We start from the raw sequence: 25500 nt of genomic DNA, 5'->3' as shown, positions 1-25500 counted from the left end.
ACTCAATACGCATAATAAAATAACGGAGCGTGACCATGAAAAAAACAATAACCGCATCCCTTTTGAGTGCTTCCATACTGTCCTCTGGAGCGGCTCTAGCAACCGAAACCATGCGTTGTGCGCACCAGTTCCCACCGACGCACACAGTCGCTCAAGCCATCGATAAGTGGGCAGCCGAGATCGAAACCCAGTCCAAAGGTGAACTCCAGGTTCAAATATATCCGGCTAACAGCCTGGTTTCCGCCAAGGAGATCATTCCAGCTGTTGCCAAGGGGGACATAGAGTGCGGTTTTGCCATCAATTTCAGTTGGGGGCGTACCCTTCCGGCCATGCTGGTCACCACGGCACCCTTTGCTTTCAGTGACGTAGAAGTATGGAAAAAGTGGCCAACCTCCGATGCGGCACATTTCTTGGAGCAAAAGCTGGAAGGCAAGGGACTGAAACATCTGACCTGGATGTTCCAGACTAATACATCCGTCTTTACTTCCAACGGAAAATATCTCAAAGCGCCGGAAGATTTCAATGGAATCAAGATTCGTGGGTTAGTACCGCCATTCAATGCTGGCCTGGAAAAGATGGGAGCTTCTCCGGTATCCATGTCAGGCGGCGAAGTCTATCAAGCGCTGTCAACAGGCGCCCTCGATGCAGGCCTTACCGATATAGCAGCGGCGGTCAGCCGCAAGTACTACGAGGTGCAGGATCATATGACGGTTTTCCCGATCATATCGGTCTACGCACACGGCTTTGCGAATCCACGTTGGTACAGCAATCTATCAGATGAAAACAAACAGGTACTGCAGGCTGCCGGTCTGATGGGGGCGGAATGGGCTCTCGAACTGTCTGAAGAGGCGGTTGCCGACGCACCTCAGCAGCTGCGTGACAAGGGCGTCAACCTGCACGTTGCTACTGCCGAGGAACAGCAGGCCCTGTCCGACGTCATGTTGCCGGCGTTCAAGGAATCTTTCGCCAAGTGGGCCGGTGATGATACCGATGAGTTGATCAAGCTGATCGAAAAGCTGCAGTAATCGAGCCGGGTAATCACGGACATGAACATGATTTTCATCCTGCTGCGTGTATTACCCAGACTGGGAGGGGTACTCAGTGCCCTTCTCATTCTCATGGTACTTGCACTGATCTGCTACGCCGTTCTGGCGCGCTACTTCTTCAATGCACCGCTGCCATGGTCAGATGAAATGCTCGGTTACTTGATGGTGGCGACCGCCTTTCTCGGACTGAGTTCGGTGCTGCTCGATGACCGGCATATAGCGATTGACTTACTGACGCCGCTTTTCTCGGGTGCGGTGCAGAAAGCCTTCAATTTGCTGGGATACGCTGTCGTGTTTGCCGTGGCTATCGTCTTTTTGTACGCCTCCTGGGAAACACTGACCTTCAACCGTAACTTTGGTCTGTACTCCGTGGGCGAGCTTGACGCACCCATCTGGGTGACACAGATCCCCATGGCCCTTGGCTCAGCACTCCTGGCCCTGGCGGCAGCGACCAAATTTATTGAGCGCCTGCTCAATATCACCCCGGAGAGTCGTTCATGACCACGATTCTGATTTTTCTGGGCCTTTTGGCACTGCTGCTGGCCGGGGTACCTATTTTTGCGGCCCTGGCCGCAACCGGCATCGCGGTGCTGGCCTTCTTTGGCGAAAATGTCACTGCCATCGGCGATACCCTCTACGCCACCATGGACAAGAGCATCTTGGCGACCATTCCCCTGTTTGTCTTCATGGCACAGGTGATGATTCGCGGGCATGTGATCGACGACCTCTACCAGTTTGCCCACAACTTGATCGGTCATATCAAGGGCGGTCTGGGCGTGGCTACAGTACTGTCCTGCACCATCTTTGCGTCCATTTCTGGCTCCTCTGTGGCAACCGCACTGTCCATTGGCTCTAGTGCTATTCCGCAGATGGTAAAGTATGGCTATCAGCGTAAGTCTGCACTGGGAGTGGTCGCTGCCGGCGGTACTCTGGGGATACTGATTCCACCTTCGGGTCCAATGATTCTCTATTCTATAGTCACAGATGCGTCTATCGGTGCGCTCTTCCTGGCGGGCCTGGTCCCTGGGTTGTTGGTCGCTTTACTGTTCTCCGTTTACTGCGTTTTTAACGCCTACCGGGGCAAGATGTCCTCACCCGAGTATCCCGGTCACGCTGCCGTGTTGAAAAGTGCCAAAAAGGCGTTCTGGGCGTTGATGATGCCGCCATTCGTCATGGGCGGTATCTATTTGGGCGTATTCACCCCTGGCGAAGCCGCTGCGGCTGGCTCTCTCTATGCGCTGATCGTTGCCACTGTTATCTACCGCCGTTTCAAACTCAAGGAACTGAAACAGGCGCTGATGGAAACCATGCAGGTCTCGCTGATGGTCTTCGCCATTATCTTGGGTGCCCACATCTTCGGGCATGCGATCACCATCATTCGTTTACCAGCCGAAATCGCCGAATGGGTTATCAGTGTCGGCTTCTCCAAATGGGGATTTATCCTCATGGTCATGGCCATCATCTTTGTTATGGGCATGTTCCTGGAATCGATCGCGATCATCCTGATCACCACACCGATTCTCCTGCCCGCCATGGTGGCACTGGATATTGATCTGATCTGGTACGGGGTACTGCTGATGGTGAATCTTGAACTGGCCATGATCACGCCACCAGTGGGTATGAATCTGTTTGTGATCAAGGGCATCACCGACGCCCCCTTGTCAGAGGTCATTTCCGGTTCGGTGCCCTATGTTCTGCTAATGCTGGCGGGCCTAGCACTGCTGATCCTGATCCCCGATATTGCGACCTTCCTGCCCTATGGTGCTGGATATGGTCAGTAACCTGAGTTCTCACCTCTGGAGCCTCTCGATCGGTCAACACTGGTCGAGAAGCATCCGCGGCATTGCCATACCGCCACCCTTACCAATAGTCGTGCGCTGACACTCGCTACAACAGCCATCTATTGAGCAGAGCAACACCCTGATGGTGCCGCTACTTGTGACGCGGATGCCAGGGTGTCCCTTGGACTGCGGGAACGTTACACATAAAAGTGAAAACATCATGACCAAAATGACCGGCGGCGAAGCCATTATCGAATCTGTCGTGGCAAACGGCGTGGATACCATTTTCGGTATCCCCGGTGCACAGATCTATCCCCTGTTCGACGGTATCTACAAGCACAAACTCAACCTGATCGTGCCACGCCACGAACAGGCAGCCGCCTACATGGCGATGGGCTATGCCAAATCATCCGGCAAGACCGGCACTTTCGCCGTGGTCCCTGGCCCCGGCATTCTCAACACCACCGCAGCGCTCTGTACTGCCATGGGCAACTGCAGCCCGGTGGTTGGCCTCACCGGCCAGATTCCCAGCAGTTTTGTCGGCAAGGGACGCGGCCATCTGCACGAGCTGTCGGACCAGACCGGCACGCTGAAATCGATCATCAAAGATGCGTTCAGCATTGCCGACCCCCAGCAGACCGAAGCTGTCGTTAATCAGGCCTACGCCACGGTGGCACGAGGCCGGCCGGGACCGGTCACGTTGGAGATGTGCTGGGACATCATGGCAGCACAGGCCGAGGTCGAGTTGCCAGCAACGGTTGTGCCGGCAACTGATACTGTGGACGTGGATCCGGATAGCCTCGCAGCCGCCACACGCATGATTGTCCAGGCTCGCAAGCCGATGATCATGTGTGGAGCCGGGGCCCTGCATGCCGCCGAAGAGGTTAGGGCACTGGCCGAGCTGCTCAACGCACCGGTGACCGCCTTCCGCAGTGGCCGCGGCGTGGTATCGGAAGACCATCCGCTGGGCCTGTCCGCCGTGGCGGCGCGCCAGTTGTGGGACGACTGCGACCTGCTGATCGGCATTGGCTCGCGACTGGAGATGCCCTACATGCGTTGGGGCAACTACATGCAGTATGAGTCCAAGCCTTCAAGTGGCCCCAAACTGATCCGTATCGATATCGACCCGGGCCAGATGGAAACCTTCATCCCAGATCTGGGCATCATCGGTGATGCGGCCCACGTTTGCCGGCAGCTCGTTGACCAGCTGCAGACTAAGGTATCACCCGACCCGGACCGCCTGGATGACATCGCCGGTGCCAAGGCAGTCGCCTGGCAAGCACTGCAAAAGGTACAACCGCAGATGGCCTACCTGGATGTGATTCGCCAGGTACTGCCACGTGACGGCTTCTATGTGCCCGAGCTGTCTCAGATGGGTTTCACCACCTGGATAGGTGGCTTGCCGGTGTACCAGCCACGCACCTTTGTCGATAGCGGTTATCAGGGCACGCTGGGGTACGGTTTCCCGACCGCACTTGGGGTCAAAGTCGCCAATCCGGACAAGGCTGTGGTATCGGTCTGCGGTGATGGCGGCTTCATGTTCGGTGTCCAAGAGTTGATGACTGCAGTCGAATTCAACATTGGCGTGGTCACCATCGTGGTTAACAACCACTCCTACGGCAACGTCCGGCGCGATCAGGAAATGGGCTACGGAGGCCGTTTCTGTGGTTCTGAGCTGAGGACCCCGGACTTCGTCAAGATGGCCGAAAGTTTCGGTGCGCGCGGCTACCGTGTCGGCACCCCGGCAGAGCTCAAACCGATACTGGCCAAATGCATCGAACTGGATCAGCCTTGCCTGATCGAAATTCAGTCGGAACGCGGTCAGGAAAGCTCTCCTTGGGAGTTCATCCACCCGCAGGGCACCCTGTGATCAAAACCGATCGAGGAAGAACAACATGAAACACTATCCCATGATCATCAATGGCCACGCCATTGACAGTAACGACAGACTAGCGGTCGTCAACCCGGCAACCGGTGACACCTTTGCTACCTGTGCCCGCGCCAGCGATCACCATGTCGATACCGCTGTCCATGCCGCCAAAATGGCCTTCGATGTCTGGTCAAAGCGACCGGATGCGGAACGCAAGGCGCTGATCCACCAGCTGGGAGCGCTGATCGAACAACACAAAGACGAGCTGATCGAGCTTGTCGTACGCGAAACTGGCAAGCCCATAGGCGGACTTGGCGGTGTCGGTGCCACCATGGAAGTGATGGGAGCCTCGGCCTGGTCTCATGTCACCGCCGATATCGACTTGCCCGACGAGATCATCCAGGATGACGCAACAGCACTGGTAACCGTAACGCGCAAGCCGCTGGGCGTTGTGGCCTCGGTCACACCCTGGAACTGGCCGCTACTAATCGCCATCTGGCATCTGATTGCCGCCATTCGGGCAGGTAATACAGTCGTGATCAAGCCATCCGAGCTGACACCGCTGGCCACAGCCCGCTTCATTGAGCTGGCCAACGGAATCCTGCCACCGGGTGTGCTCAACATCGTGATGGGCGAGGGCAATATCGGCCAGCGCCTGATCTCGGCACCTGCGGTCAGCAAAGTTGTATTCACCGGCTCCACCGCCACCGGCAAACGCATCATGGCGTCGGCGTCCAACAGTCTGAAGCGCCTGGTGCTGGAACTGGGGGGGAACGACGCTGCCATCGTGTTGCCGGGAACCGACCTGGATCGCGTTGCCGGCGATATTTTCGCGGCAGCTTTCCACAACAACGGCCAGACCTGCGCCTGCCTGAAACGGCTTTACGTACATGAGAGCCAATATGAAGCCCTTTGTCAGCGGTTGGTGGCCATTGCGGAAGGGATAAAGGTTGGCAATGGACTGGATGCGGATGTGGAACTCGGCCCAATTCAGAATGAAGCCCAACGCAGCATCGTTGAAAACCTGGTTGCCGCCGCGGTACGTGAAGGTGGCCAGATTCTGTGCGGCGGAAAACGCGTTGAAGGTGCGGGATATTTTTACTCCCCGACGCTGGTGGCCGGACTGCGCAACGGCTGTGAACTGGTCGACCAGGAACAGTTCGGTCCGGTGCTGCCGATTATCCGCTACACGTTGATCGACGAAGCGATCGAGCTCGCAAATGATAGCCCTAATGGGCTGGGAGGCTCCGTTTGGGGTGAAAATACAGCAGAAGCCGAGCAGGTTGGACGGCAGCTGGAGTGTGGTACTGTCTGGATCAATGGGCACGGTGGTGTGCAACCGGATGCCCCCTTCGGTGGTGTGAAAGAGTCTGGTTTTGGCGTTGAATTTGGCCGTTACGGCCTTGAAGAATGTACCTCGATCCAGACAGTTAAGATCCACCGCCAGTAATCGTAACAGGGCCTGTCCGCGTTGCAGTCAGGCTCTGTTACGGACACTTAATCGACGAGAAAAAGTTTAAGCATGGCTACATATGAATACGACGGACTGCGCCCCGAGGTAGACGCTGACGCCTACGTACACGAGCAAGCCACCTTGATCGGCCAGGTCAGCCTGAGCGCCGGCGCCAGCGTTTGGCCACACGCGGTGCTGCGCGGCAGCAGCAACAAGGCGATTGCGACGGATCTCGCCTTGGGAGAGGCGACGGTGAAAACCCATCTGATACGGATCTTTCGAAAAACGGAGGTGAAAAAACGCAGCGAGCTGGTCGCCAAGGTGCTGCTGGACCTGAACGGCTAAGGCTATTTCCCCAAGTCCACCTTCCGGTGGATCCCGCATCTTGCCCTGAATCCCAATACTGAACGCTGAATCAGTCGATTACTTTTAGCTGAGGAGGCGAGTATCGCTATGGCCGATAATCAGGCTCAGGATCTTCTGTCCAGAAGATACCGTGTCATGGGGCATCACACCCCGCTGTTTTACGAGAAACCGCTGCAACTGGTGCGCGGCGAGGGCGTCTGGCTCTGGGACAACGAGGGCAAGCGTTACCTGGATGTCTACAACAATGTGCCCCACGTCGGTCACTGCAACCCCCGCGTGGTCGAGGCGCTGAGCCGCCAGGCATCGACACTGAATATCCACACCCGCTACCTGCACAACAATATCGTCGATTACCTGGAGCGGCTCACCGCCACGTTCGACGACAGCCTGCAGATGGCGATGCTGACCTGTACCGGCAGCGAGTCCAACGAGCTGGCGTTGCGCATGGCGCGCTACTGCACCGGCGGGCAGGGGATCATCGTCACCGACTTCGCCTATCACGGCAACACCGAAGCCGTGGCCGAGATCGGTACCGGCTTTATGCCGGAGTCGAGAACCACCAAGCGGGTCAAGGCGTTCCCGATCCCTGATTCCTACCGCGGCATCGACGGCCTGACCGGCGAGGCGTTGGCGCAGGCCTATGCCGACCGCGTACAGCAGGCGATCGATGAATTCCACGCCCAAGGTATGAAGGTCGCTGGGATCCTGGTCTGCCCGGACTTCGCCAATGAGGGCTTGCTCAATGTACCGGCCGGCTTTCTGGAACAGGCGGTAGCGAAGGTGCGCAAGGCCGGTGGTGTGTACATCGCTGACGAGGTGCAAGTGGGATTCGGTCGCTCCGGTAAGCACTTCTGGGCCCACCAGTGGTATGACGTGACGCCCGATATCGTGACGATGGGCAAGCCGATGGGCAATGGTCATCCGCTGGCTGGTGTAGTTGCACGCCCGGATATGATCGAAGCGTTCAGCAAGGAGGCGATGTACTTCAATACCTTCGGCGGTAACCCCGTTTCCTGCGCCGTTGGCATGGCGGTGCTCGACGCGCTGCAAGAGGACAACCTGATGCAGAACGCGGTGACCACTGGAGCTTACGTGACTGACGGCCTGCGCAAGCTGCAACACAAGCACGAGCTGATCGGTGAGGTGCGTGACCTGGGGATGTTCTTCGGCGTTGAGCTGGTACAGAGCCGGACCGGCAAGGAGCCGGCGAAGCTGGAGGCTCGCCAGGTTATCAATCGTATGCGCGACAAGGGTGTGCTGATCAGCACCATCGGTGTGCATAACTCCATTCTTAAGCTCCGTCCTCCGATGCCATTCCTGCCAGAGCATGGGGATATCTTGCTGGAGACGTTGGACGAGGTGCTGACTGAGGTGGAGAGCGGGGTATGAGCGCGTTCTATCAATTGAACCCCGAACAGCAGAGTCAGTGCCTGTTGCAGATGGCGGCCCAGGCGCTGCGCCACTGGTCGTTGCAGGGCAGTGAGCTGCAGTTGGTGAAGTACCGCGAAAACGCCGTATACCGGGTCGATACCGCCGATGGGCGGCGCTACGCACTGCGTATCCATCGACCGGGTTACCACAGTGGCGCGGCATTGCGCTCCGAACTGCAGTGGATGTCGGCGCTGGCGGAAAAGGGGATCGCGGTGCCGGAAGTTATCCCGACGGTCGACGGGCGTCTTCTGGTCAGTGAGTCGCATCTGGCCGTGCCCGAAGAGAGGGATATCGATCTGTTCGCGTGGATCGATGGCAAGCCGTTTGGCTCGGTGGAGCAGGGGCTGGGCGACAACGCCGAGCGGATCGAGCATCTCTATTCCACCCTCGGGGCGATGGCTGCCCGGCTGCACAACGGCTCAAGCGATTGGATGCCGCCGGAAGGGTTCGAGCGTCATGCCTGGGATCGCGAGGGCTTGGTGGGTGAAGAACCCTTCTGGGGGCGTTTCTGGGAGCTCGAACTGTTGACCGAGGAGCAGAAACGGCTGATGGAAAGCGTTCGCGAGCGTATCGCCGAGAAACTGGAGGGCTACGATCGTTCACCCCAGCGTTATGGGTTGATCCATGCTGACTTCGTGCCGGAGAACCTGATGGTCGAGGGCGACACTGTGCGGCTGATCGATTTCGACGACGCCGGCTTCGGCTGGCACCTGTTCGAGCTGGCCACGGCACTCTACTTCATCCAGGAGGAGCCCGGCTATCCGGTGGCGAAACAGGCGCTGATCGACGGTTACCGCCGTGAGCGGGCGTTGTCGGATCAGGAGCTGGAGGATCTGGAGCTGTTCCTGGCCGCCAGAGCCTGTACCTACCTGGGCTGGATCCGCAGCCGACAGGAGACCGAAACCGCCCGTGAGCTGGCACCGGATCTGATCCGCCGGGCCTGCAAGCAGGCCGAGCATTTCCTGTCGCTTGGCTAACCGCCTCTCGCTGAATGAGCCGCCATTGGCGGCTTTTTTGTGAATCGAACGGAGTAATGTATGAATGTGAATTTGACTGGCCGCGTGGCCATCGTGACCGGTTCCGGCCAGGGGATCGGAGCCGGCATTGCCCAGGTTTTTGCTGACAACGGGGCTCATGTCATCGTCGCCACACGCACGGCATCTTCCGGTGAAGATACCGTAAAGCGTATATCGGAGTCCGGTGGCAGTGCCTGTCTGCATCAATGCGATATAGGTCAGCGTGCTAGTGTTACGCGCCTTATCGAGCACTGCATCGAGCGGTTTGGCCGCCTGGATATCCTGATCCACAATGCGGCGGTTTATCCGATGCGCGCCATCGAGGATCTTGCCGACGAGGAGCTCGACACTACGCTTAACGTCAACCTGAAAGCGGCGTTCTGGCTCGCCAAGGACGCGCTGCCCTATCTGCGCCAGTCGCCCTGTGGCCGCATCATCTTCACATCCTCGGTCACCGGCCCCCGGGTGGCGATGCCGGAGACGGCGCACTACGCTGCCTCGAAAAGTGGGTTGAACGGTTTTATCCGCACCGCCGCGATTGAGTTCGCCCGTGACAACATCACCGTCAACGGCGTAGAACCTGGTTATATCCTGACCCCGGCGATGACCGCGCTGACCGATGATGAAGGCCAAGCGATGATGGCCGGCCAGATACCGGCGGGCAAGTTGGGGCAAGCGACCGATATCGCCTATGCCATGCTCTATCTGGCGTCGGAGCAAGCATCCTATGTGACCGGACAGACACTGGTGGTCGATGGCGGTTCGACGCTGCCTGAGAGTCCGGTGCTGCTGGATGCGTTCTATAACGCGCGATAAAGCGCAGGGGGACGATCCTGCGTTGTTGGGCGCAGGACGGTGTGGGCAATGAAGGCCCCCGGATCATAGCATCGCGGGTGCCTTCATCTTCAGGATCATATCCCCTGGATCAGAATCTGCTGAACCTGTAGGGCGCGGGATCAATGATCGGTTCAACGCCGGCTACCAGGTCAGCGGCCAACTGGCCGGCGGCCGGACCGGTACCGAAACCGTGGCCGGAGAAGCCGGTGGCGATGGTCAGACCAGGAATCGATTCAATGTGGTCGATCACCGGGTTGGAATCCGGCGTTACATCGAGCAGGCCGGCCCAGGCTTCCTCAACCTTGGCTGCCTCAAATGCAGGCCAAGCCGCCTTAAGGTTATTCAGCGCATCCTGATTTAGACCGGCGTTGGGGGCCGGATCGTTGGTACGCACTTTCTCGAACGGTGATTCGCTGTCGGCCTTCCAGCGACGTGGCAGCGCCAGATCCTTGAAAAAGGCTCGCCCGAAACCGATCTTCAGGAAGCTGCGCTGCGTGCGCAGCTGGTCCAGATAGCGGTGGCCGATCAGCAGGTGATCCAGCGTGACCGGGGCGTCGAGCTTACCGCGCTGGGTGATGATAAAGCCGCCGTCCTGATGCTTGCGGAAGGAAAAGTCCGGTGCACCCAGTGCGGTGTCGGTCGGACCCTCCATCGGCTGAGTTCTCAGCACCGAGCAGATCAGCGGCAGGGTCGGCAGCGACACGCCCAGGTTGCCGAGGAAACGACGTGACCAGGCACCACCGGCCAGCAACACCTGCGAACAGCGTACCTCACCCTTTTCCGTGACCACGCCTGATACCCTGCCTGCCGACATGGACAGTGTGCGCACCGCGCAGTTTTGCACCAGTGTCGCGCCGCGCTTCATCGCCGCGTTGGCAATGGCGCTAGTGGTGACCGAAGGTTCGGCATAGCCGTCGGAGGGGGTATGGATGCCGCCGACCCAGTTGCCCTTGCCGCCAGGTACCAGCCGGTCAATATCGCCGGGTGTCAGCAGTTTGGAATCCAGATTCAATGTCTCGACAGACTTGTACCAGTCTTCGTAGAACGCCATCTGCGCTTCGGTGCGGGCGACGAACATGATACCCGCCTGACGGTAACCGACCGAGCGGCCGATGCGCTCGGGCATCGCCGCCCACAGGCGGTCGGCGGCCTGGGCCAGCGGCACGTCATGGGCATGGCGGCTGGTTTTACGGATCCAGCCCAGGTTGCGGGAGGATTGTTCTCCGGCGATATGGCCTTTTTCGAGCAACAGCACCGAGATATTGCGCTCTGCCAGGGCCAGGGCGGCGGTTACGCCGACAATACCGCCACCGATGATGACGACGTCGGCGGCGGTGGGAAGATCGTCAGCTGTAACGACGGGTTCCAGTGTTTTGGTCATAGTGGTTGTCCTGCAGCAGCGGCAGAGCCAGCGACGAATCTGCCGACCCCACGGTGATTTATTGCGCGATGCGGATCTCTTCCACCTCGGCTTGTGACGCGCCACGGTAAGCCGTGACCTCCAGCTCAACCTTGTACACGGTGGAGCCCAGCGGCGGGCAGGTCACGGTGGTGGCCGGGTTGATGCCGCGGAACTTGGTACCGATGAACTCCATCACCGCCGGGGTGTCGTCCGGGTTCTGGATAAACACGCGGGACATGATGACGTCGGCCAGGGAGGCATCGACCGCCGCCAGCGCTCGCTCGATATTGTTGAACACCTGCTCGGTCTGTTCGATTACATCTTCCGGAATCTCTTGGGTATCCGGGTTGCGACCGGCGGTGTTGGAGACGTGGATCAGGTTATCCACCATCACCAGGCGTGAGTAGCTGGCGATCTCTTCAAACTTGGAGCCGGTTTTGACTTTTACGATTTTGGTCATTGGATCTTCTCGACAATAAGTAACGAAAACGGGTAACGAAAACGGCACGGCGAACAGCGCCGTGCCTGAATGGGCCGTTGAAGGGAGATCAGCGCAGTGCCGGGGTATCCCAAAGGTTCAGCTTGACGCCGATACCTTTTTCGATGGCGTTACGGTAGATCTTGGTGGCCCAGGCCACGTCCTCCACCGGCATGCCGCCCACCGACATGATGATGATCTCCTCGTCGTTCCGGCGCGCCGGGGTGTCGCCACAGATGATCGCACCCAGGTCTTCCAGCTCCGACTTATCCATCTGGTCCTCGGCGATCATGTCCATGAAGCGCATGCCCACCAGCGGAATTACGTGGTGGCTGGGCTTGGGCACCTCTTCGTACCAGGCTTCGTACAGACCGATGCTGTCCATCACCTTGCGCACGTCCGGGCCGCTCATGCCGTCATCCAGGCTGCAGCTGGCCGGCATCGCCAGGTAGGCGCCGGGCTTCAGCCATTCGCGCTTGACCATCGGGTAGGTGTTCGGGTCGCCCACTTCGCCAGAGTTGCAGTAGGAGATCAGGTCGGAGTCGCGTACCAGCTCTTCGATGCTCTCGACCACCTGCAGGGTGGTGATCTGCGGATAAGTCTCCTTGATCCAGGCAATGAAGTTGTCGAGGCTCTTCTGGCCGCGACCTTTTACCTTGATGGTGTCGATCTGCGGACAGGCGGCGATGAACGAGGCGACGGTGGTCTTGCCCATTACACCCGGGCCAAGCAGGCCGATCACTTTCGAATCCTTGCGCGCCAGATGACGGGCGCCGACACCGGGAATCGCGCCGGTGCGGTAGGCGGAGAGCAGGTTGGCCGACATGTAGGCCAGCGGCGCGCCGGTATCGATGTCGCTGAGGATCATCATCAGGATCGAGCGTGGCAGCCCCTTTTCGCGGTTGGCGATGTTGGAGCCGTACCACTTCACGCCGCAGGTCTGGAAGTCACCGCCGAGGTATGCCGGCATCGCCATCAGGCGACGGTCCGCGGTCGGCTTGGGCATGGTCGGGAAGGGCGAGCTTTCCGGGAAGGTGATCATGGCACCGTGGGAATCGCTGTTGGGACCAGCCATGCGGTAGTCGCCCTTGTGCAGCAGCGCGAACATCTCCTCCATGGTATCGACGCAGGCGGGCATATCGGTCACGCCCGCTTTGATCATGTCCGGCTCGGACAGGTAGATAAAATCGATCTTGGTATTGTCAGACATAGCTTCACCTATAAAAGTGGATTGCCGAATCGAGGCTTAGTATCGAGCGTTGGATCAGGCCTTCACTTCCTGGAATGCGATCTTCAGCGCCGAGGTCAGCTTGTCGACCTCGGTTTCGGTCAGAGTCAGGGTTGGCGAGAGGATGATCTTGGTGCCGACCGGACGCACAATGGCGCCTTCGCGCATGGCCACGGCGGCGACGCGGTTGGCGTAGCCGTTGGTCGGATCGATCGGCTCACGGGTCTCCTTGTTGGTGACCAGATCGATTGCGATCATCAGTCCCTTGCCGCGGATCTCACCGACGGCGGGGAAGTCGAGCAGCGCTTGCTCCAGTTTGGTCTTGAGCAGCTCACCCTGAACGGCGGCGTTCTGCGGCAGGTTCTCCTGCTCGACGATCTTCAGCGACGCCAGCGCGGCGGCGCAGGCCACGGGGTGGCCGGAGTAGGTGTAGCCGTGCATTACCGCGCCGGTGAAGGATTGGCAGCCCTCGATGGCGCTGGAGATGCGCTCGTTGACCAGGGTGGCACCGAGCGGGATATAACCGGAGTTGATCCCCTTGGCGAAACACTGGATATCCGCTTTTACGCCCCAACCGCGCACGCCGAACATATTGCCGGAACGACCGAAGCCGGTGACCACCTCGTCGGCGATCAGCAGTACGCCGTACTTGTCGCACACCTGGCGCACCAGCGGCCAGTAGTTGGCCGGGGGGACGATAACGCCACCGGCACCCTGTACCGGCTCGGCGATGAACGCGGCCACGGTTTCGGGGCCCTGGAAGATGATCTCCGCTTCCAGCTGAGCGGCGCAGAGCTGGCCGAGCTGTTCCGGATCCTCGCAGTTCCACGGGTTGCGATAGAGCCAGGGGGTGTCGATATGGATGCAGCCCGGCAGCATCGGTTCGTAGGAGGTACGGAACACGGTGTTGCCGTTGACTGAAGCGCCGCCGAAGTGAACGCCGTGGTAGCCCTGTTTCAGTGAGATGAACTTGTAGCGCTGGGACTGCCCGACCGCCTTCCAGTACTGGCGGGCAATCTTCAGCGCGGTTTCGACGGCATCGGAGCCGCCGGAGCTGAACATCGCCTTGGTCATCCCCTCCGGTTGGGTCATCTCGATCAGCTTGTCGGCCAGTTCGTGGACGCGGGGGTGGGAGCAACCGTCGAAGATCTGGAAATACTCCAGCTCATCCAGCTGGGCGTTGATGGCGTCTTTAACCTCCTGGCGGTTATGGCCGACATTGACGTTCCACAGTCCGCCCACACCGTCGACCAGCCAGTCGCCGGCCGCGGTCTGGACGTAGTTGCCATCGCCCTTGACGATCTGAATAAAGTTGCGCGATGCCGGGTCGCCAGGATGGGCCATCGGATTCCAGAAGCTTTGTGTTCCGGTTTTCTTGTTTTTGGGTGTCGATTGCATGATCTACTCCGATTGCTGTAGGTCGCGCAGTGACCGTACCGGGCAGCAGGACTCGGCGCGGTGACGAAGAACCACCGAAGTGGAACGCGGCTAATAAAATCGAGTATATCGATGCGAGATTGGGCGACTATCAACCAGAAGGTTGATAGCGCCCTGGTGCGGATAGCGGGTGGAGTAGGAGACTAGTGCTTCTGGTACAGCGTGGAGATCAGTTCGTTCTTACTGTTTATCGATAGCTTCTGGAAGATATGCTGCAGGTGGGTCTTGACCGTGGCCAGGCTGCAATCCAGGCTGTTGGCGATCGATTTGTTGGGCAGTCCTTGGGTCACCAGCTCGACCACCAGACGCTCCTTGTTGGTCAGGCCATGCTGGCTGCAGAAAGCGTCGAACTGGGTATTTCTCGGCGACTCGATGCTCTGCTCCAGCGAGAACTGCATGAACTGATAGAGCTTGTTGACCCGGCGCACATAGTCGGCGTCTATCTCCGGCTGATTGGCCAGATTGAACAGGGCGAAACCGGCGACCAGCTGGTTGTCCAGGCGCAGGAACAGCTCGACGATATCGCGTACGCCCCAGGGGTTGATGAACTCCTGGAAATAGGGGTGCTCGCTGCGCTCATGCCCGGATACCAGGTCGCTCATCTTGACCACATCGGCATTGTTGTCTGAGAACAGGGTTGGGTGCAGAGGGTCGTATTTGTGGTAGGTGGTGACGTATTCCCTGTGCATTGAGGGCTGCAGCTGGTGCACTTTGTAGCACACCGGTTTGCCCTTATCGTCGATAAGGTAGGAGATCGCCTTGGGTACATCGAGCACGCCGGTAATCAGACCGAGACATTCTTCCTGAAATTGATATAGCCCTACCGAGTGCGCCAGTGAATTGGAGTTCATAGAACTGTCACCCGCTTGTAAAAAAGTTAATATATTAACTTATTTAGCGCGGGGGAGACTCTATGTCAAATGAATTCTATCTTCCGTACTAGCCTTTGGCCGATCCGGGCGTCCCTGCCCAGGCCTGTATTAAGCCGGTATTAGACTTTCTTGCGCAGCAATCCCCAGATATAGAAGCCCATCGAGGCCACGATCATCAGGAACAGGGTCAGACTGATCGGACGGGTCACGAATATGCTCAGGTCGCCCTCCGCCACGCCCATCGCCTGACGGAAACGGGTCAGGAATACCGGTCCCAGCACCAGGCCTAGGATAATCGGCACTGCCGGAATGTTGGCTCGTCGCAGCATGTAACCGAATATCGCGAAGCCCAGCGCAATCATCGCATCGGAGAAGCGGTAGTTCTGGCTGTAGCTGCCGATAAAGCCCAGCACCAGGATAAAGGCGCCGATGAAGCGACCGCGGATCCGGGTCAGATTCACGATCCAGCGGGTGGCGAAGGTCAGGTAGAGGAACACCACGATATTCATCAGGAACAGCGAGAGGTAGAGGCCTGAGATGAACTCGGGTCGTTCCACGAACAGTGTCGGTCCCGGAATATAGTTATGCACCATGAACACTGCCAGCAGCATCGCCATCAGCGCGTCGGTGGGTATACCGAACGCCAGGAGCGGCACCATCACCGACGCGGTGACGGCGTTGTTGGAGGTTTCCGAGGCGATGATCCCCTCTGGAGCGCCGTTGCCGAACTGCTCAGGTGTCTTGGAGAACTTCTGTGCCAGGGTGTAGGAGAAGAACTGCGAGCCGAACTCGCCGACGCCCGGTAACAGCCCCATCACCACGCCCAGCACAGCGGAGCGGATCACGGTCATCTTGTGACGAACCAGTTCGATGAATCCGCCGAACATGCCGCTGCCTTCCAGCGTGGTTTTCTGCGCGTCGTTGCCGCGCTGTGATAGCAGCACGAAGGCCTGGGACATGGCAAACAGGCCGATCACCGCAGGCACCAGCGGGATACCGCCGAGCAGCCAGCTGTGATCGAAGGTGAATACCTGCACGCTATAGGAGCGGTCCAGGCCGACGGTGCCGAGGAAAATTCCGAAGCCGAGCATCATCGCTGCTTCTACTACATGGTTGCGGTGGGCGAGTACGACGAAGATCATCCCCAGTGCCGCGAGCATGGCGAATTCGGCGGAGCCGAACATCCGTGCAACCTGGGACAGTGTCGGTGCGAGCAGAACCAATGAGCAGACACTGATGATGCCGCCGACAAACGATGAGGTGTAGGCGATCGACAGCGCACGCTTGCCCTCACCGCGTTTGGCCATCGGATAGCCATCGTAGGTGGTCAGGACCGCTACCGGCGTGCCCGGCGTGTTCATCAGAATGGCCGGTATCGCCCCGCCGTACCAGGCGCCGCCGTAGACGCCGAGCAGCAGGGATACGCCAGCCAGCGGATCCATGGAGAAACTCAGCGGTAACAGGATCGCCATGACGCCGGCGGGTTCAAGCCCGGGAATGGAGCCGATGGTCACGCCGATCAGAGCGCCGATCACGATGGCCATCAACACATTGAGATGACCGATTTCATTAAGACCTAAGAGTAGTGTATCCATCGTGGGGCCTCTCCTATAGGTACTGATTGGCCAAATCAGACAGATTGTCCGGCAGCAGGGAGTAGAGCCAGGCATCCGGCAGCCAGATATGCAGGCCGACCCGGAAGATCAGGATCAACGCGGCTACGGTCAGCAGGTTGGCGATCAGCCAAGTGCGGTTGAGCAGGCGCGAAAGCCAGAGCAGTACCGTGGTGAAGATCGCTGTCGACAGCATGAAGCCGAGCAGTTCCAGCGACTGGACGTAGAGAAAAAACAGCAGCGAGGAGACCAGTGCGGTACGGAAACTGTCGAGGCCGTCGAACACCATCTCCACGGTGTTGTCGCCCCGCCCGATGGGCGAGTTGCGGAAATCCTTTAATGACTGGACGACGCGGATCAGTGAGAACATCGCCATGACGACCAGACCAAGTGTCGAGCCGATCATCGGTTGGGTATACCAGCCGCGCTTGGTGTCGACCCAGGCAGCCTGATCGGGAATCAGGCACAAGAGTACGAGGGATACCAGCAGCAGAAACCAGTAGATCCCATAGGAGCGATCCTCCAGGGCTCCGTCGCTGTCAGGTGCCTCTAGCTGTTTTAAAGTGTCGTTGTTCATGGGCTCGAGATCGCTACGGAGCAGAGGAACTCAGGTTGGATTCCTCTGCTCGCTGGTTACAACAGGTGGATCATTTCATGAATTTCAGAAGCTCTTTGGAAGCTTCGAAATCATCCGCGACACGCTGTTCTGCGGCTGCGCCGTCGGTCCAGTAAATACCGGCACCGGTGGTTTTGGCAATCTCCGCAGCACGGGGGCCCTCAAGTGCCGCTTTCGCCACTTCGGCTATGCGCGCCTTGATCTCGGCGGGGGTGCCTTTCTTGACGAACAGGCCGTTCCAGAGGGTCTGTTTGATACCAGTCTGCTCGGCCAGGGTCGGTACGTCCGGTGCAAGGCCGATGCGCTCGTTGGTGATCGACGCGATCACCTTCACTTCACCGGATTTCAGGCAGGCGAGAATGGTTTGGGTCGTGGTGTTGATGATATCCGCATCGCCGGTCGCCAGTGTCGAACAGTCGATGCTGTCGAACGGAGCGTCGGATTTGAACTTGATCCCTTCCTGCATGGCGGCCTTGAAGGTGAGTGCAGTCGGTAGGGCCTGGTAGCCGAAGTGACCCAGGGATACATCGTGGGTCTTGGAGTATTCGGCCAGCTCTTTCAGGTTGTTGTACGGTGCGTCGCTTTTGGTGGCGATTACGAACGGGTAATCGAGGAAGATGCCGACCGGTTCGAAGGTGTCCTTATCGTAGGGGGCGTTACCGGCTGCCACATAAGTGCTGACGATGTCGACCACAAAGGAGCCGATGGTCAGGCCGTTGGGCGGCGTGTTGGCAACGTCGGCGGCACCGATAATACCGCCGCCGCCTGGTTTGTTGACCACGGTGGCTGGCTTGCCGGTTTCGTTGGTCATCTCTTCGGCGATCAGGCGGGTCAGCAGATCCTCCAGGTCGCCCGGTGGCCAGGGTACGACAAACTTGACCGGGCGGGATGGATAGTCGGCTGCGCTCGCGGCCGGCGAGATCAAAAGTGGCGCGGCTACCACGGCAGCGGCGGCAAGTAGTGTCTTGAACTGTTTTTTCATGGTCACCTCACGTGTTTATGTTAGTCTTTTTTAGAGTTTTTCGAGCTATTGAGGGGCACGATCAGTACCGGTATCTGGGTGTGATGAAGCACTTTCTGAGCGGTGGAACCCAGGAATATCCTGGACGCTGTAGAGGCGCTTCGTTCACCCATCACGATCAGGTCGGCTGCCAGCTTGTCCGCGCTACGCACGATCACCTTTGCCGGCGGTCCGACGAGTACTTTTATTAGAGTCGGGTAGGGCAATTGGGTACCTTCCGGCAACTCTTCATCCAGAAAGCTCTGGATTCTTTCGGTTATGCGTTCCTTGTAACTGTTCAGCCAGGCGTTGGTATGCGCGGCGCTGACTTTGCGGGGCAGGTAGTCATCGATCATCTCGGCGGCGGCGCCGTTGAACGGTTCCAGTGCGTGGATGAAAACGATTTGGGCGTCATGCTTGAGCGCCTGCTCTACCGCCATGCGGAAAGCGGGACGGCTACCAGGGCTGATATCCGAGGCGTAAAGGATCGTTTTGATCTTGGGTAGCATCGCTCCTCTCCTCGCGAAGACCTTACTGTCTGAACACAACCTCATTACAGTGCATACGTGTTTGCATGAATATCAACCATAGGGTTGATTAGCCGCAGAAGATTAGGGAAAAAGAGCCCCCAGGTCGGGGGCAAGAAGTATCTCTGAGGAACCAGAGAGTTGAGGTGAAACTCAAGCAACAGGATGGTGGGCAGCGCGGCCCCCGTAAGGTGCGCTGCCGTGGTTGTAGGATCTTAAGCCGAGAACGAGAGGCGGTTGGCGAGTTCATCCAGCAAACGGCGCTGAAGTTCGCGGACCACCTGCGGGGGTTGTTGCTGGGCGATAAACGCCTGCAGCGGATCTGCGACCTCGGTGCGTATACCGGACAGCGCCTCGATGCTGGCCAGGCCGCAGAACGGCACGTAACCCTCGGAGTAGCCGCCCTCATGGGCTAGAACCAGGCGACCGGCGCACAGCTTTTGCGCGGCTTGCTGGACCCGCTCGGTCATCGCGCGGAAGGTGCCGCTGTGGGCCAGCATTCGCGCCAGCGGATCGATGGCATTGGCGTCATAGCCGCAGGCGACGATGATCAACTCCGGCTGGTACCGCTCCAGCGCTGGAATCACCAGCTGCTCGAAGGCGTAGAGATAGGCATCGTGACCACCGCCGGGCAGCAACGGAATATTCAGGTTATAACCCTCGCCATCACCGGCACCGCGATCGTCCGCTCCGGAGTAACCCGGCGGGAAACAGCCCTCCTGGTGCAGCGAGATGGTCAGCACATCCGGGCGGTTGTAGTAGATCGCCTGGGTACCGTTGCCGTGGTGTACATCCCAGTCGATTACCGCGACCCGCTGCAAATTGTAGCGGGTCTTGGCCCGCTCAATGGCGATCGGAATATTGGCCAGGAAGCAGAACCCCATCGCCTGATCGGGCAGGCAGTGGTGACCCGGCGGACGGGACAGGGCGTAGGCGTTCGTCACCTCTCCCTGCATGACCGCCTCGACCGCAGCACAAACAAGTCCCGCTGACTGGCAGGCGATCTCGAAACTCTGCGGGCCGACCGGGGCATTGTCGCCGAATGGACCGCCGCCGTTGTCGCTGAGCTGCTTGAAGCGCTGCAGATACTCCACCGGATGTACCCGGCTCAGGTCTTCCCAACTGGCGGGCTCGGCGCCCCTCAGGGTCAGTTGGCGGCTAAGCCCCGAGACGTCGAGCAGATTTTTCAGCCGGCGCTTGGTTTCGGGTGACTCGGCATGTCCGGCGGCGGAAGGGGGCTGTACCCAGCCCCCGGTGGGCAGAATGTCCACATGGCTGCCGGTGGTGTGCCAGAAGCAGTATTCGTCGAAAAACAGGGCAGTATTACGCATTTTGGGCGACTCCGGTGTTAGGCAGGCGCTTGGGCTGGATCACCAGCATCAGCAGCAGGGAGCTGGTGGCGAGCAGTGCCGAGCCGAGCAGCACTTCCATATAGCCGCCGAGCGCTTCGATCATCTGGCCGGCGATCAACGGGCCGAGCGCCAGACCGCCGCCGATCACCAGGTTGGTCAGGTTCATGACATGGCCGTTGCGATCGATCGACGCCAAACTGGCGAGGATGAATGGCAGGGCAAAGGTCCAGGCGTACTTGAAGCCCAGTGCCGCCACTGTGAAGCGGATGCTGTCCGGAGCACCGGTCAGCAGCAGGATGCCGACGATCATGATCAGGTAGCCGAGCAGCAGTGGCCGGGTATAGCGGCTGCGTCCGCCGAGCAGGGTTGCGGTGACAGCGCCGGCGATACCGGACAGTGAGGCGATCGCCAGCACGTTGCCGCTGGTCTGGCTGTCGATGGACGCGGCGCCGGCGATGGCGCCGATAAAGGTCCAGACGCCGTTCAGGCTGACGTAGAACAGCAGTACCGCCAGCAGGCCCAGTAGCGCGGGCCGCGTCAGAGCCATCCCGGTGTTGGCCGAGGGCTGATGTACGGGGACCTGTTTGCCAGTCGGCAGGTAGCCTATCAGCGGGGTGCTGAGCAGCATAAGGGCCGCCAGGGCGATAAAGAACACGGACAAGCCGAAGTGCTGGAACAGGCTCGGCAGCAGGGACAGGCCGATGGCACCCAGGGCCAGCTGACCCATAACCCAGAGCCCGTAGGCCCGATCCGGTTTCGGCAGCATGGAGGCGGTGGCCATGCAGATGATCATCAACGAGCCGCCGCCCAGGCCGCTCAGTATGCGTAGCAGCGTGAGCTGAACGGGGTTGTCGACTAGCGCTGAGAGGATGTTGGCGATAATAAATAGCACTGCGCTGACGCTGCCGGCCACGCGCCAGTTGGTGCGTGACAACCAGTAGAAGCCGGGCAGGGTGGCCAGGCTCATGGCGCCCAGTTCAGCAGTGAACAGCTGGCCGATGGCGGCCGGTCCCATCTGCAGTTCGGCGGCCAGTTGCCCGGCCACCACCGGTGCTACCAGCAGCAGTGCCGGTACGATGGCGGCGATCGCCACCAGGGCGACGGTGGTCATTGGGGCGTTGCTGATTTCGCTGGGCTTTGCCCTGTTGCTCTGTGAACTCATCTTAACCTCCCATTCCATCAATAGACGTGGACGAAGCGCAGCATCGCCTGGCTGACGTCGAAACCGTTTTCGGTCTCCACATTCTTGGCGTAGGTGAACATCAGCTGGTTCTGCGGATCCAGCCAGTGACCGAGTTCAAAGCCCAGGTCGGTGTATTGCTGGCGGGTATTGGCGATTTTCTGACCGTCGAGCTCCAGCTCACCGCCGACGGCGTGGTACAGACGCAATGCGCCGTAGGTGCTGGGGGTAAAGTCGTATGAGGCAAAAGCCTGCAGCCGGTACAGCGGGTCTTGAGACAGGGTCATGCCGTAGTAATCGTCGTTGTCGCCGTAAAACTGCGCTTCCAGCGAGCCCTCGAGGGTCCAGTTGGCGCTGACGCCGCGAGTGTAGTTGAGCAGGAAGGTGGCGCCCCAGCGATTGGCACCGGCGGAGACATCCGCCTTGTCGCTATCGTAGCTGCCCACCGGCAGGGTCAGCAGCGTCAACAGGCCGCTGTACTCCCGTTGTTCCGGGTTGTTGATCAGGAAAAGAGTGCCGCCGACCTGTGGATCGCCAATACCGGTGGAACTGATGCTTTGACTGGCGCCGGGCAGCGTCGCCTCGACACGAGAGGCCGGCACGACGAACTGGGGAGTGCAGAGAGTGCCGCAGATATCGCTGAACCAGACATGGCGGTAGGCGATGGCATTGACGTCCAGTTCAGCATCCTTGAATGTGCCGGCATTGGAGTCGAACTCATTGGCCCAGACGGTCGGCAGGTAGAGCACACCGAGCTGGGTGCCTGCCGGCGCGCTGTAGAAATCGCGCGCATTGGTGTCGGCGGCCTGGGCCGATCCGGCAGCCGACAGACAGGCGCATAGATGACCGGCGATCAGTGTGCGTTGTAAACGTGTGGTGCGTTTTTTCATTGAATATCCCTCTGATGGGTAGTTTATTTGGAGTGCAAAATACCCTCGGATATAAATTCATATCCGATAAGTTTTATATTTGTTGTCTATAAAGTACCGGTTAGTACTTTAACGAGGGGCTTTTCTCTTATTTTAGGTTGGTTTATTTGTAGGTATGTCGTGCAATAAGCGACTGATATCCGCCTTATTATTTATGCCAAGTTTTCGGTAAATGGATCTCAGATAATGGCGCACGGTATTGGGCGATACGCCGATATCCCGTGCGATCTCTTTATAGGTCAGGCCCTGGCCGAAGCGGGTGGCGACATCCTGTTCCCGGGTCGACAGCTGTTCTATCGGGTAGAGCTGGCGCGCGACCAATAGGAGCAGGTCCTCTTTGTCATGGATATCGACCACCAGTTGCTTGCCGTGATAACCCTCTTTCCCGGGTTGAAAGGGCAGTTTGGGTCCCCGCCACTCGGGCCACTCCGTCAGCAGGAGGTCGGTCAGCCCCGGCTCCGAACTGACCAGCACACCCTCTCGGTTGCATACGGCAAGTGCCGGATGACCTTCATCGCGAGTGTCGAGTAGTGCATGCAGGCTGCGGATCTGGTTGATCGACGCGGCTGAGAGTAGATGAGGCATTATGCACTCAAGCAGGTGCTGTTCCGTGGGTGAAAAGGGAGTATCGCTGCAGGTGCGGTAAAGACTGAGATGATTACCTAGCCCTGTTATATCATCAAGGTTTACAACACACATTAGTTGGCAAAATGAATATCGTTTAAAAAGCCAAATTAAACCGGGAGATAAGAGTTTATTATTTATATCGAGTACTATCGCTCTGCCGGGATCGCTATATACCATTTCAGTTGTATTGTCCTCCGTACGTATGCTTTTCCAGTCATCAAAATATTCTGACGGTAGATTAAATAGGTAATAGCTACGCATATGCTCGGGCGTATCGAGGGAGGGGGTGCCTCGACCCCACCAGGCGAAGCGAAATGGAATGATCGATTGCACGCACTCCAGCATCGTCTGTAGAAAGCGTTCAATCGGCTCCTCTCTGGCCAAGCGGTAGATCTCTAGCAGCGCCTGGCTGAACTGGCTCAGCACCTGGCTTTCACTCTGTTGTTCGGGAGCCGAGTACTGCATGTGGAGTGTCCTCTTTTTATAGTGTTCCACGGCTTCTTCTCGATCTTCAGTTGATCATAGTATGGCGTAGCGGGTGCGAATATCCTGCAGATGCAGGGTACTGCAGGGCGGCTGATCGATTGACTACCGAGCAAAAAGAAGCCCCCAGGGTAGGGGGCTAAGAGAGTCCTCTGTGTGACAGAGAGCCATGGTGGTAACTGAATGTTGAAGGGGTGTTGCGGTTTTACTGTGGTGCTCTGTTGTGCGTTACCGGTTGCAGTTGACGATCTGCAGCTGGGTGTACTCCAGCAACCCTTCGACGCCGAACTCGACGCCGACACCGGATAGCTTGCAGCCGCCGAACGGGGCGTGGGGAAGGACCTCGGCATGGCCGTTGATCCACACGGTGCCGCACTCCAACTGCCGAGCGATGCTGTTTGCTTGTGCGAGGTCCGGTCCCCACACTGAACCGCCTAGCCCGAAGGGGCAGTCGTTGGCTAGGCGGATCGCCTCGTCGATATCGCTATAGCGGATCACCGGCAGGGCCGGACCGAACTGCTCCTCGTCGACCAGGCGCACGCCGTTACTGACATCGGCGACGATGGTCGGCGGGTAGAAGTAGCCCTTGCCGTCGACCGGTGCACCGCCGCTGAGGATACGCCCGCCCCGGGCTTTGGCATCCTCGACCAGCTCTTTGACGCGCTGGAACTGGTTGGCGTTCTGTACCGGGCCGAAGCTGGTGCCCTCGGCCAGCCCGTCACCGACCACCTGAGCGTTGGCGATCTCGGCCAGCTTGGCGCACAGGGCATCGTACAGGCTGTCATGCACATAGAGGCGCTTCAGCGCGGCACAGGTCTGGCCCATGTTCAGGAAGGCGGTCTGGAAGATCCCCTCCGCTACGGCATCCACATCGGTGCCGGGCAGCACGATGGCAGCATCGTTGCCGCCCAGCTCCAGGGTCAGGCGCTTCAGATTGCCCGATGCGTTGGCCATGATGTTCTGTCCGGTCGGGGTTGAGCCGGTGAAGATCACCTTGTCGATGCCGGAGTGAGCGCTGATCGCCTCGCCGATCTCGCGCTCGCCGGTGACCAGGTTGACCACGCCGGCAGGTAGCACCTCGTTGATGATCTCAACCAGACGCAGAGTATTCAGCGGGGTCAGCCCGGAGGGCTTGCACACTACCGTGTTGCCGGTGCGCAGGGCGGGGATGATGTGCCATATGGCGATCATCAGCGGCCAGTTCCAGGGTGTGATGGAGGCGACCACACCGAGCGGCTTGCGATGGCCTTCGATGCGCTTGTGCTCGCTGTCCTCGATCAGCTTGACCGGGATCTCCAGGTCGGCGTTGTAGCGGGTCCAGGCGATAGCGCCGCCCACCTCCATCTGCGCCAGGAACAGCGGTTTGCCCTGCTCCTGCACGATGATGCGGGCCAGTTCGTCGGCATTGGCCTCGATACGGTCTGCGACCTTGTGCAGCAGCGCGGTGCGCTCGGCATCGGAGGTTTTACGCCAGCTCTGGAACGCCTGGCGCGCGGCGGCTACGGCCTGATCCAGTTGTTCGACCGAGGCCATCCGGCCTGAGGCAATGGCGGCTTCGGTGGCCGGGTTGATCACGTCAAACGCAGCGCCGTGCCCGGCAACCTTGTCGCCGTTGATCAGCAGGGAGAGTTCGGTGGACATGGTTGCCTCCATAGAGTTTGTTTTAATGTTGTCTATTCAAGGCATGGTACTGGGCCGAGGGCGGTATGCACCGCCCCGACCTTGGAGCCTTTAGTACGAAATCTGCCATGCGATGGCAGGTCGTGGTTTAGAACGGAACGATCGCCAGTACCTGGAAGTAGGTGTTGGTGTCATCGTTGCCCTGGGTGCTGGTGGCGTCATCCGGGGTGTAGAAGCCGACCAGCGGGCTGATGATCAGGTGATCGTGTGCCACCCACTCCGCCCAGATATCGATCTCGCTGGCATCGTTGCTGCCGGAGCCGCCGACGGTGTCGC

At 59.0% G+C, this 25500-nt stretch carries 23 protein-coding genes and 1 pseudogene; 9 read left to right on the top strand and 15 right to left on the bottom strand.

Going from position 1 to position 25500, the window contains the following annotated elements; all coding sequences use genetic code 11:
• Positions 1-35 precede the first annotated feature (35 nt).
• The 9 genes from dctP (at position 36) to ADIMK_RS02790 (ending at position 9779) form a co-directional block, all read left to right on the top strand.
• On the top strand, positions 36-1025 hold the full coding sequence (gene dctP, locus ADIMK_RS02830) for a TRAP transporter substrate-binding protein DctP (protein WP_036183368.1): 990 nt from the start codon (positions 36-38) through the stop codon (positions 1023-1025).
• Between the two features lie 27 nt (positions 1026-1052).
• A complete protein-coding gene (locus ADIMK_RS02825; protein WP_051692374.1) occupies positions 1053-1547 on the top strand; it encodes a TRAP transporter small permease in 495 nt (164 codons plus the stop codon).
• Entirely contained in the window at positions 1544-2827 is a 1284-nt protein-coding gene (locus ADIMK_RS02820) for a TRAP transporter large permease (RefSeq protein WP_036183366.1), read from the top strand. Before ADIMK_RS02825 ends, ADIMK_RS02820 begins: the two co-directional genes overlap by 4 nt.
• A 220-nt stretch (positions 2828-3047) precedes the next feature.
• Positions 3048-4697 carry a thiamine pyrophosphate-dependent enzyme gene (locus ADIMK_RS02815; protein WP_036183364.1) on the top strand — a complete coding sequence of 550 codons (1650 nt, stop codon included), beginning with the start codon at positions 3048-3050 and terminating at the stop codon, positions 4695-4697.
• Positions 4698-4722: 25 nt separating this feature from the next.
• Positions 4723-6147 carry an aldehyde dehydrogenase family protein gene (locus ADIMK_RS02810; RefSeq protein ID WP_036183362.1) on the top strand — a complete coding sequence of 475 codons (1425 nt, stop codon included), beginning with the start codon at positions 4723-4725 and terminating at the stop codon, positions 6145-6147.
• Positions 6148-6219: 72 nt separating this feature from the next.
• The gene (locus tag ADIMK_RS02805) at positions 6220-6495 is read left to right on the top strand and encodes a LuxR C-terminal-related transcriptional regulator (RefSeq protein ID WP_036183360.1); all 276 of its coding nucleotides are present in this window, start codon (positions 6220-6222) and stop codon (positions 6493-6495) included.
• Between the two features lie 108 nt (positions 6496-6603).
• Positions 6604-7905 (top strand): aminotransferase class III-fold pyridoxal phosphate-dependent enzyme, encoded by a 1302-nt coding sequence (locus ADIMK_RS02800; protein WP_036183358.1) that lies wholly within the window; start codon positions 6604-6606, stop codon positions 7903-7905.
• Entirely contained in the window at positions 7902-8924 is a 1023-nt protein-coding gene (locus ADIMK_RS02795) for a phosphotransferase enzyme family protein (protein ID WP_036183356.1), read from the top strand. Before ADIMK_RS02800 ends, ADIMK_RS02795 begins: the two co-directional genes overlap by 4 nt.
• A 60-nt stretch (positions 8925-8984) precedes the next feature.
• A complete protein-coding gene (locus tag ADIMK_RS02790; protein WP_036183354.1) occupies positions 8985-9779 on the top strand; it encodes an SDR family oxidoreductase in 795 nt (264 codons plus the stop codon).
• A 109-nt stretch (positions 9780-9888) separates the two neighbouring features.
• On the opposite strand, the gene ADIMK_RS02785 is transcribed toward ADIMK_RS02790, so the two are convergent.
• The 15 genes and pseudogenes from ADIMK_RS02785 to ADIMK_RS22060 all read right to left on the bottom strand — a co-directional run.
• Positions 9889-11181, bottom strand: coding sequence for an NAD(P)/FAD-dependent oxidoreductase (locus ADIMK_RS02785; RefSeq protein ID WP_036183352.1), 1293 nt, complete (start codon positions 11179-11181; stop codon positions 9889-9891).
• 58 nt (positions 11182-11239) lie between these two features.
• Positions 11240-11662, bottom strand: coding sequence for a RidA family protein (locus ADIMK_RS02780; protein WP_036183350.1), 423 nt, complete (start codon positions 11660-11662; stop codon positions 11240-11242).
• 88 nt (positions 11663-11750) lie between these two features.
• Positions 11751-12890 carry an ornithine cyclodeaminase family protein gene (locus ADIMK_RS02775; protein WP_036183347.1) on the bottom strand — a complete coding sequence of 380 codons (1140 nt, stop codon included), beginning with the start codon at positions 12888-12890 and terminating at the stop codon, positions 11751-11753.
• Positions 12891-12944: 54 nt separating this feature from the next.
• Positions 12945-14306: an aminotransferase class III-fold pyridoxal phosphate-dependent enzyme gene (locus ADIMK_RS02770; RefSeq protein ID WP_051692372.1), complete on the bottom strand. Its 1362-nt coding sequence runs from the start codon at positions 14304-14306 to the stop codon at positions 12945-12947.
• A gap of 182 nt (positions 14307-14488) precedes the next feature.
• Positions 14489-15196, bottom strand: a complete 708-nt coding sequence (locus tag ADIMK_RS02765; RefSeq protein ID WP_036183345.1) for a helix-turn-helix domain-containing protein — start codon at positions 15194-15196, stop codon at positions 14489-14491.
• 140 nt (positions 15197-15336) lie between these two features.
• Positions 15337-16812, bottom strand: a complete 1476-nt coding sequence (locus ADIMK_RS02760; protein ID WP_036183343.1) for a tripartite tricarboxylate transporter permease — start codon at positions 16810-16812, stop codon at positions 15337-15339.
• 13 nt (positions 16813-16825) lie between these two features.
• The gene (locus ADIMK_RS02755) at positions 16826-17407 is read right to left on the bottom strand and encodes a tripartite tricarboxylate transporter TctB family protein (protein ID WP_036183340.1); all 582 of its coding nucleotides are present in this window, start codon (positions 17405-17407) and stop codon (positions 16826-16828) included.
• A 70-nt stretch (positions 17408-17477) separates the two neighbouring features.
• Complete coding sequence (locus tag ADIMK_RS02750) at positions 17478-18428, bottom strand: tripartite tricarboxylate transporter substrate binding protein (protein ID WP_036183339.1); 951 nt, start codon at positions 18426-18428, stop codon at positions 17478-17480.
• 20 nt (positions 18429-18448) lie between these two features.
• The gene (locus tag ADIMK_RS02745) at positions 18449-18955 is read right to left on the bottom strand and encodes a universal stress protein (RefSeq protein WP_036183337.1); all 507 of its coding nucleotides are present in this window, start codon (positions 18953-18955) and stop codon (positions 18449-18451) included.
• Positions 18956-19188: 233 nt separating this feature from the next.
• Positions 19189-20304 (bottom strand): class II histone deacetylase, encoded by a 1116-nt coding sequence (locus tag ADIMK_RS02740; protein ID WP_036183334.1) that lies wholly within the window; start codon positions 20302-20304, stop codon positions 19189-19191.
• Complete coding sequence (locus tag ADIMK_RS02735) at positions 20297-21487, bottom strand: MFS transporter (protein ID WP_081849636.1); 1191 nt, start codon at positions 21485-21487, stop codon at positions 20297-20299. The genes ADIMK_RS02740 and ADIMK_RS02735 overlap by 8 nt, the downstream gene beginning before the upstream one ends.
• 17 nt (positions 21488-21504) lie before the next feature.
• A complete protein-coding gene (locus ADIMK_RS02730; protein WP_036183333.1) occupies positions 21505-22395 on the bottom strand; it encodes a transporter in 891 nt (296 codons plus the stop codon).
• A gap of 132 nt (positions 22396-22527) precedes the next feature.
• The gene (locus ADIMK_RS22180; RefSeq protein ID WP_231516989.1) at positions 22528-23019 is read right to left on the bottom strand and encodes a helix-turn-helix transcriptional regulator; all 492 of its coding nucleotides are present in this window, start codon (positions 23017-23019) and stop codon (positions 22528-22530) included.
• A gap of 753 nt (positions 23020-23772) precedes the next feature.
• Entirely contained in the window at positions 23773-25185 is a 1413-nt protein-coding gene (locus ADIMK_RS02720; RefSeq protein WP_036183328.1) for an aldehyde dehydrogenase family protein, read from the bottom strand.
• A gap of 127 nt (positions 25186-25312) precedes the next feature.
• A pseudogene (locus ADIMK_RS22060) lies at positions 25313-25500 on the bottom strand (hypothetical protein); the annotation flags it as partial.

The sequence above is a fragment of the Marinobacterium lacunae genome (genome assembly GCF_000705555.1).
GTDB lineage: Bacteria > Pseudomonadota > Gammaproteobacteria > Pseudomonadales > Balneatricaceae > Marinobacterium_D > Marinobacterium_D lacunae.
The sequence above is the reverse complement of the archived record's forward strand: the minus strand, read 5'-3'. Positions and strand labels throughout refer to the sequence as shown.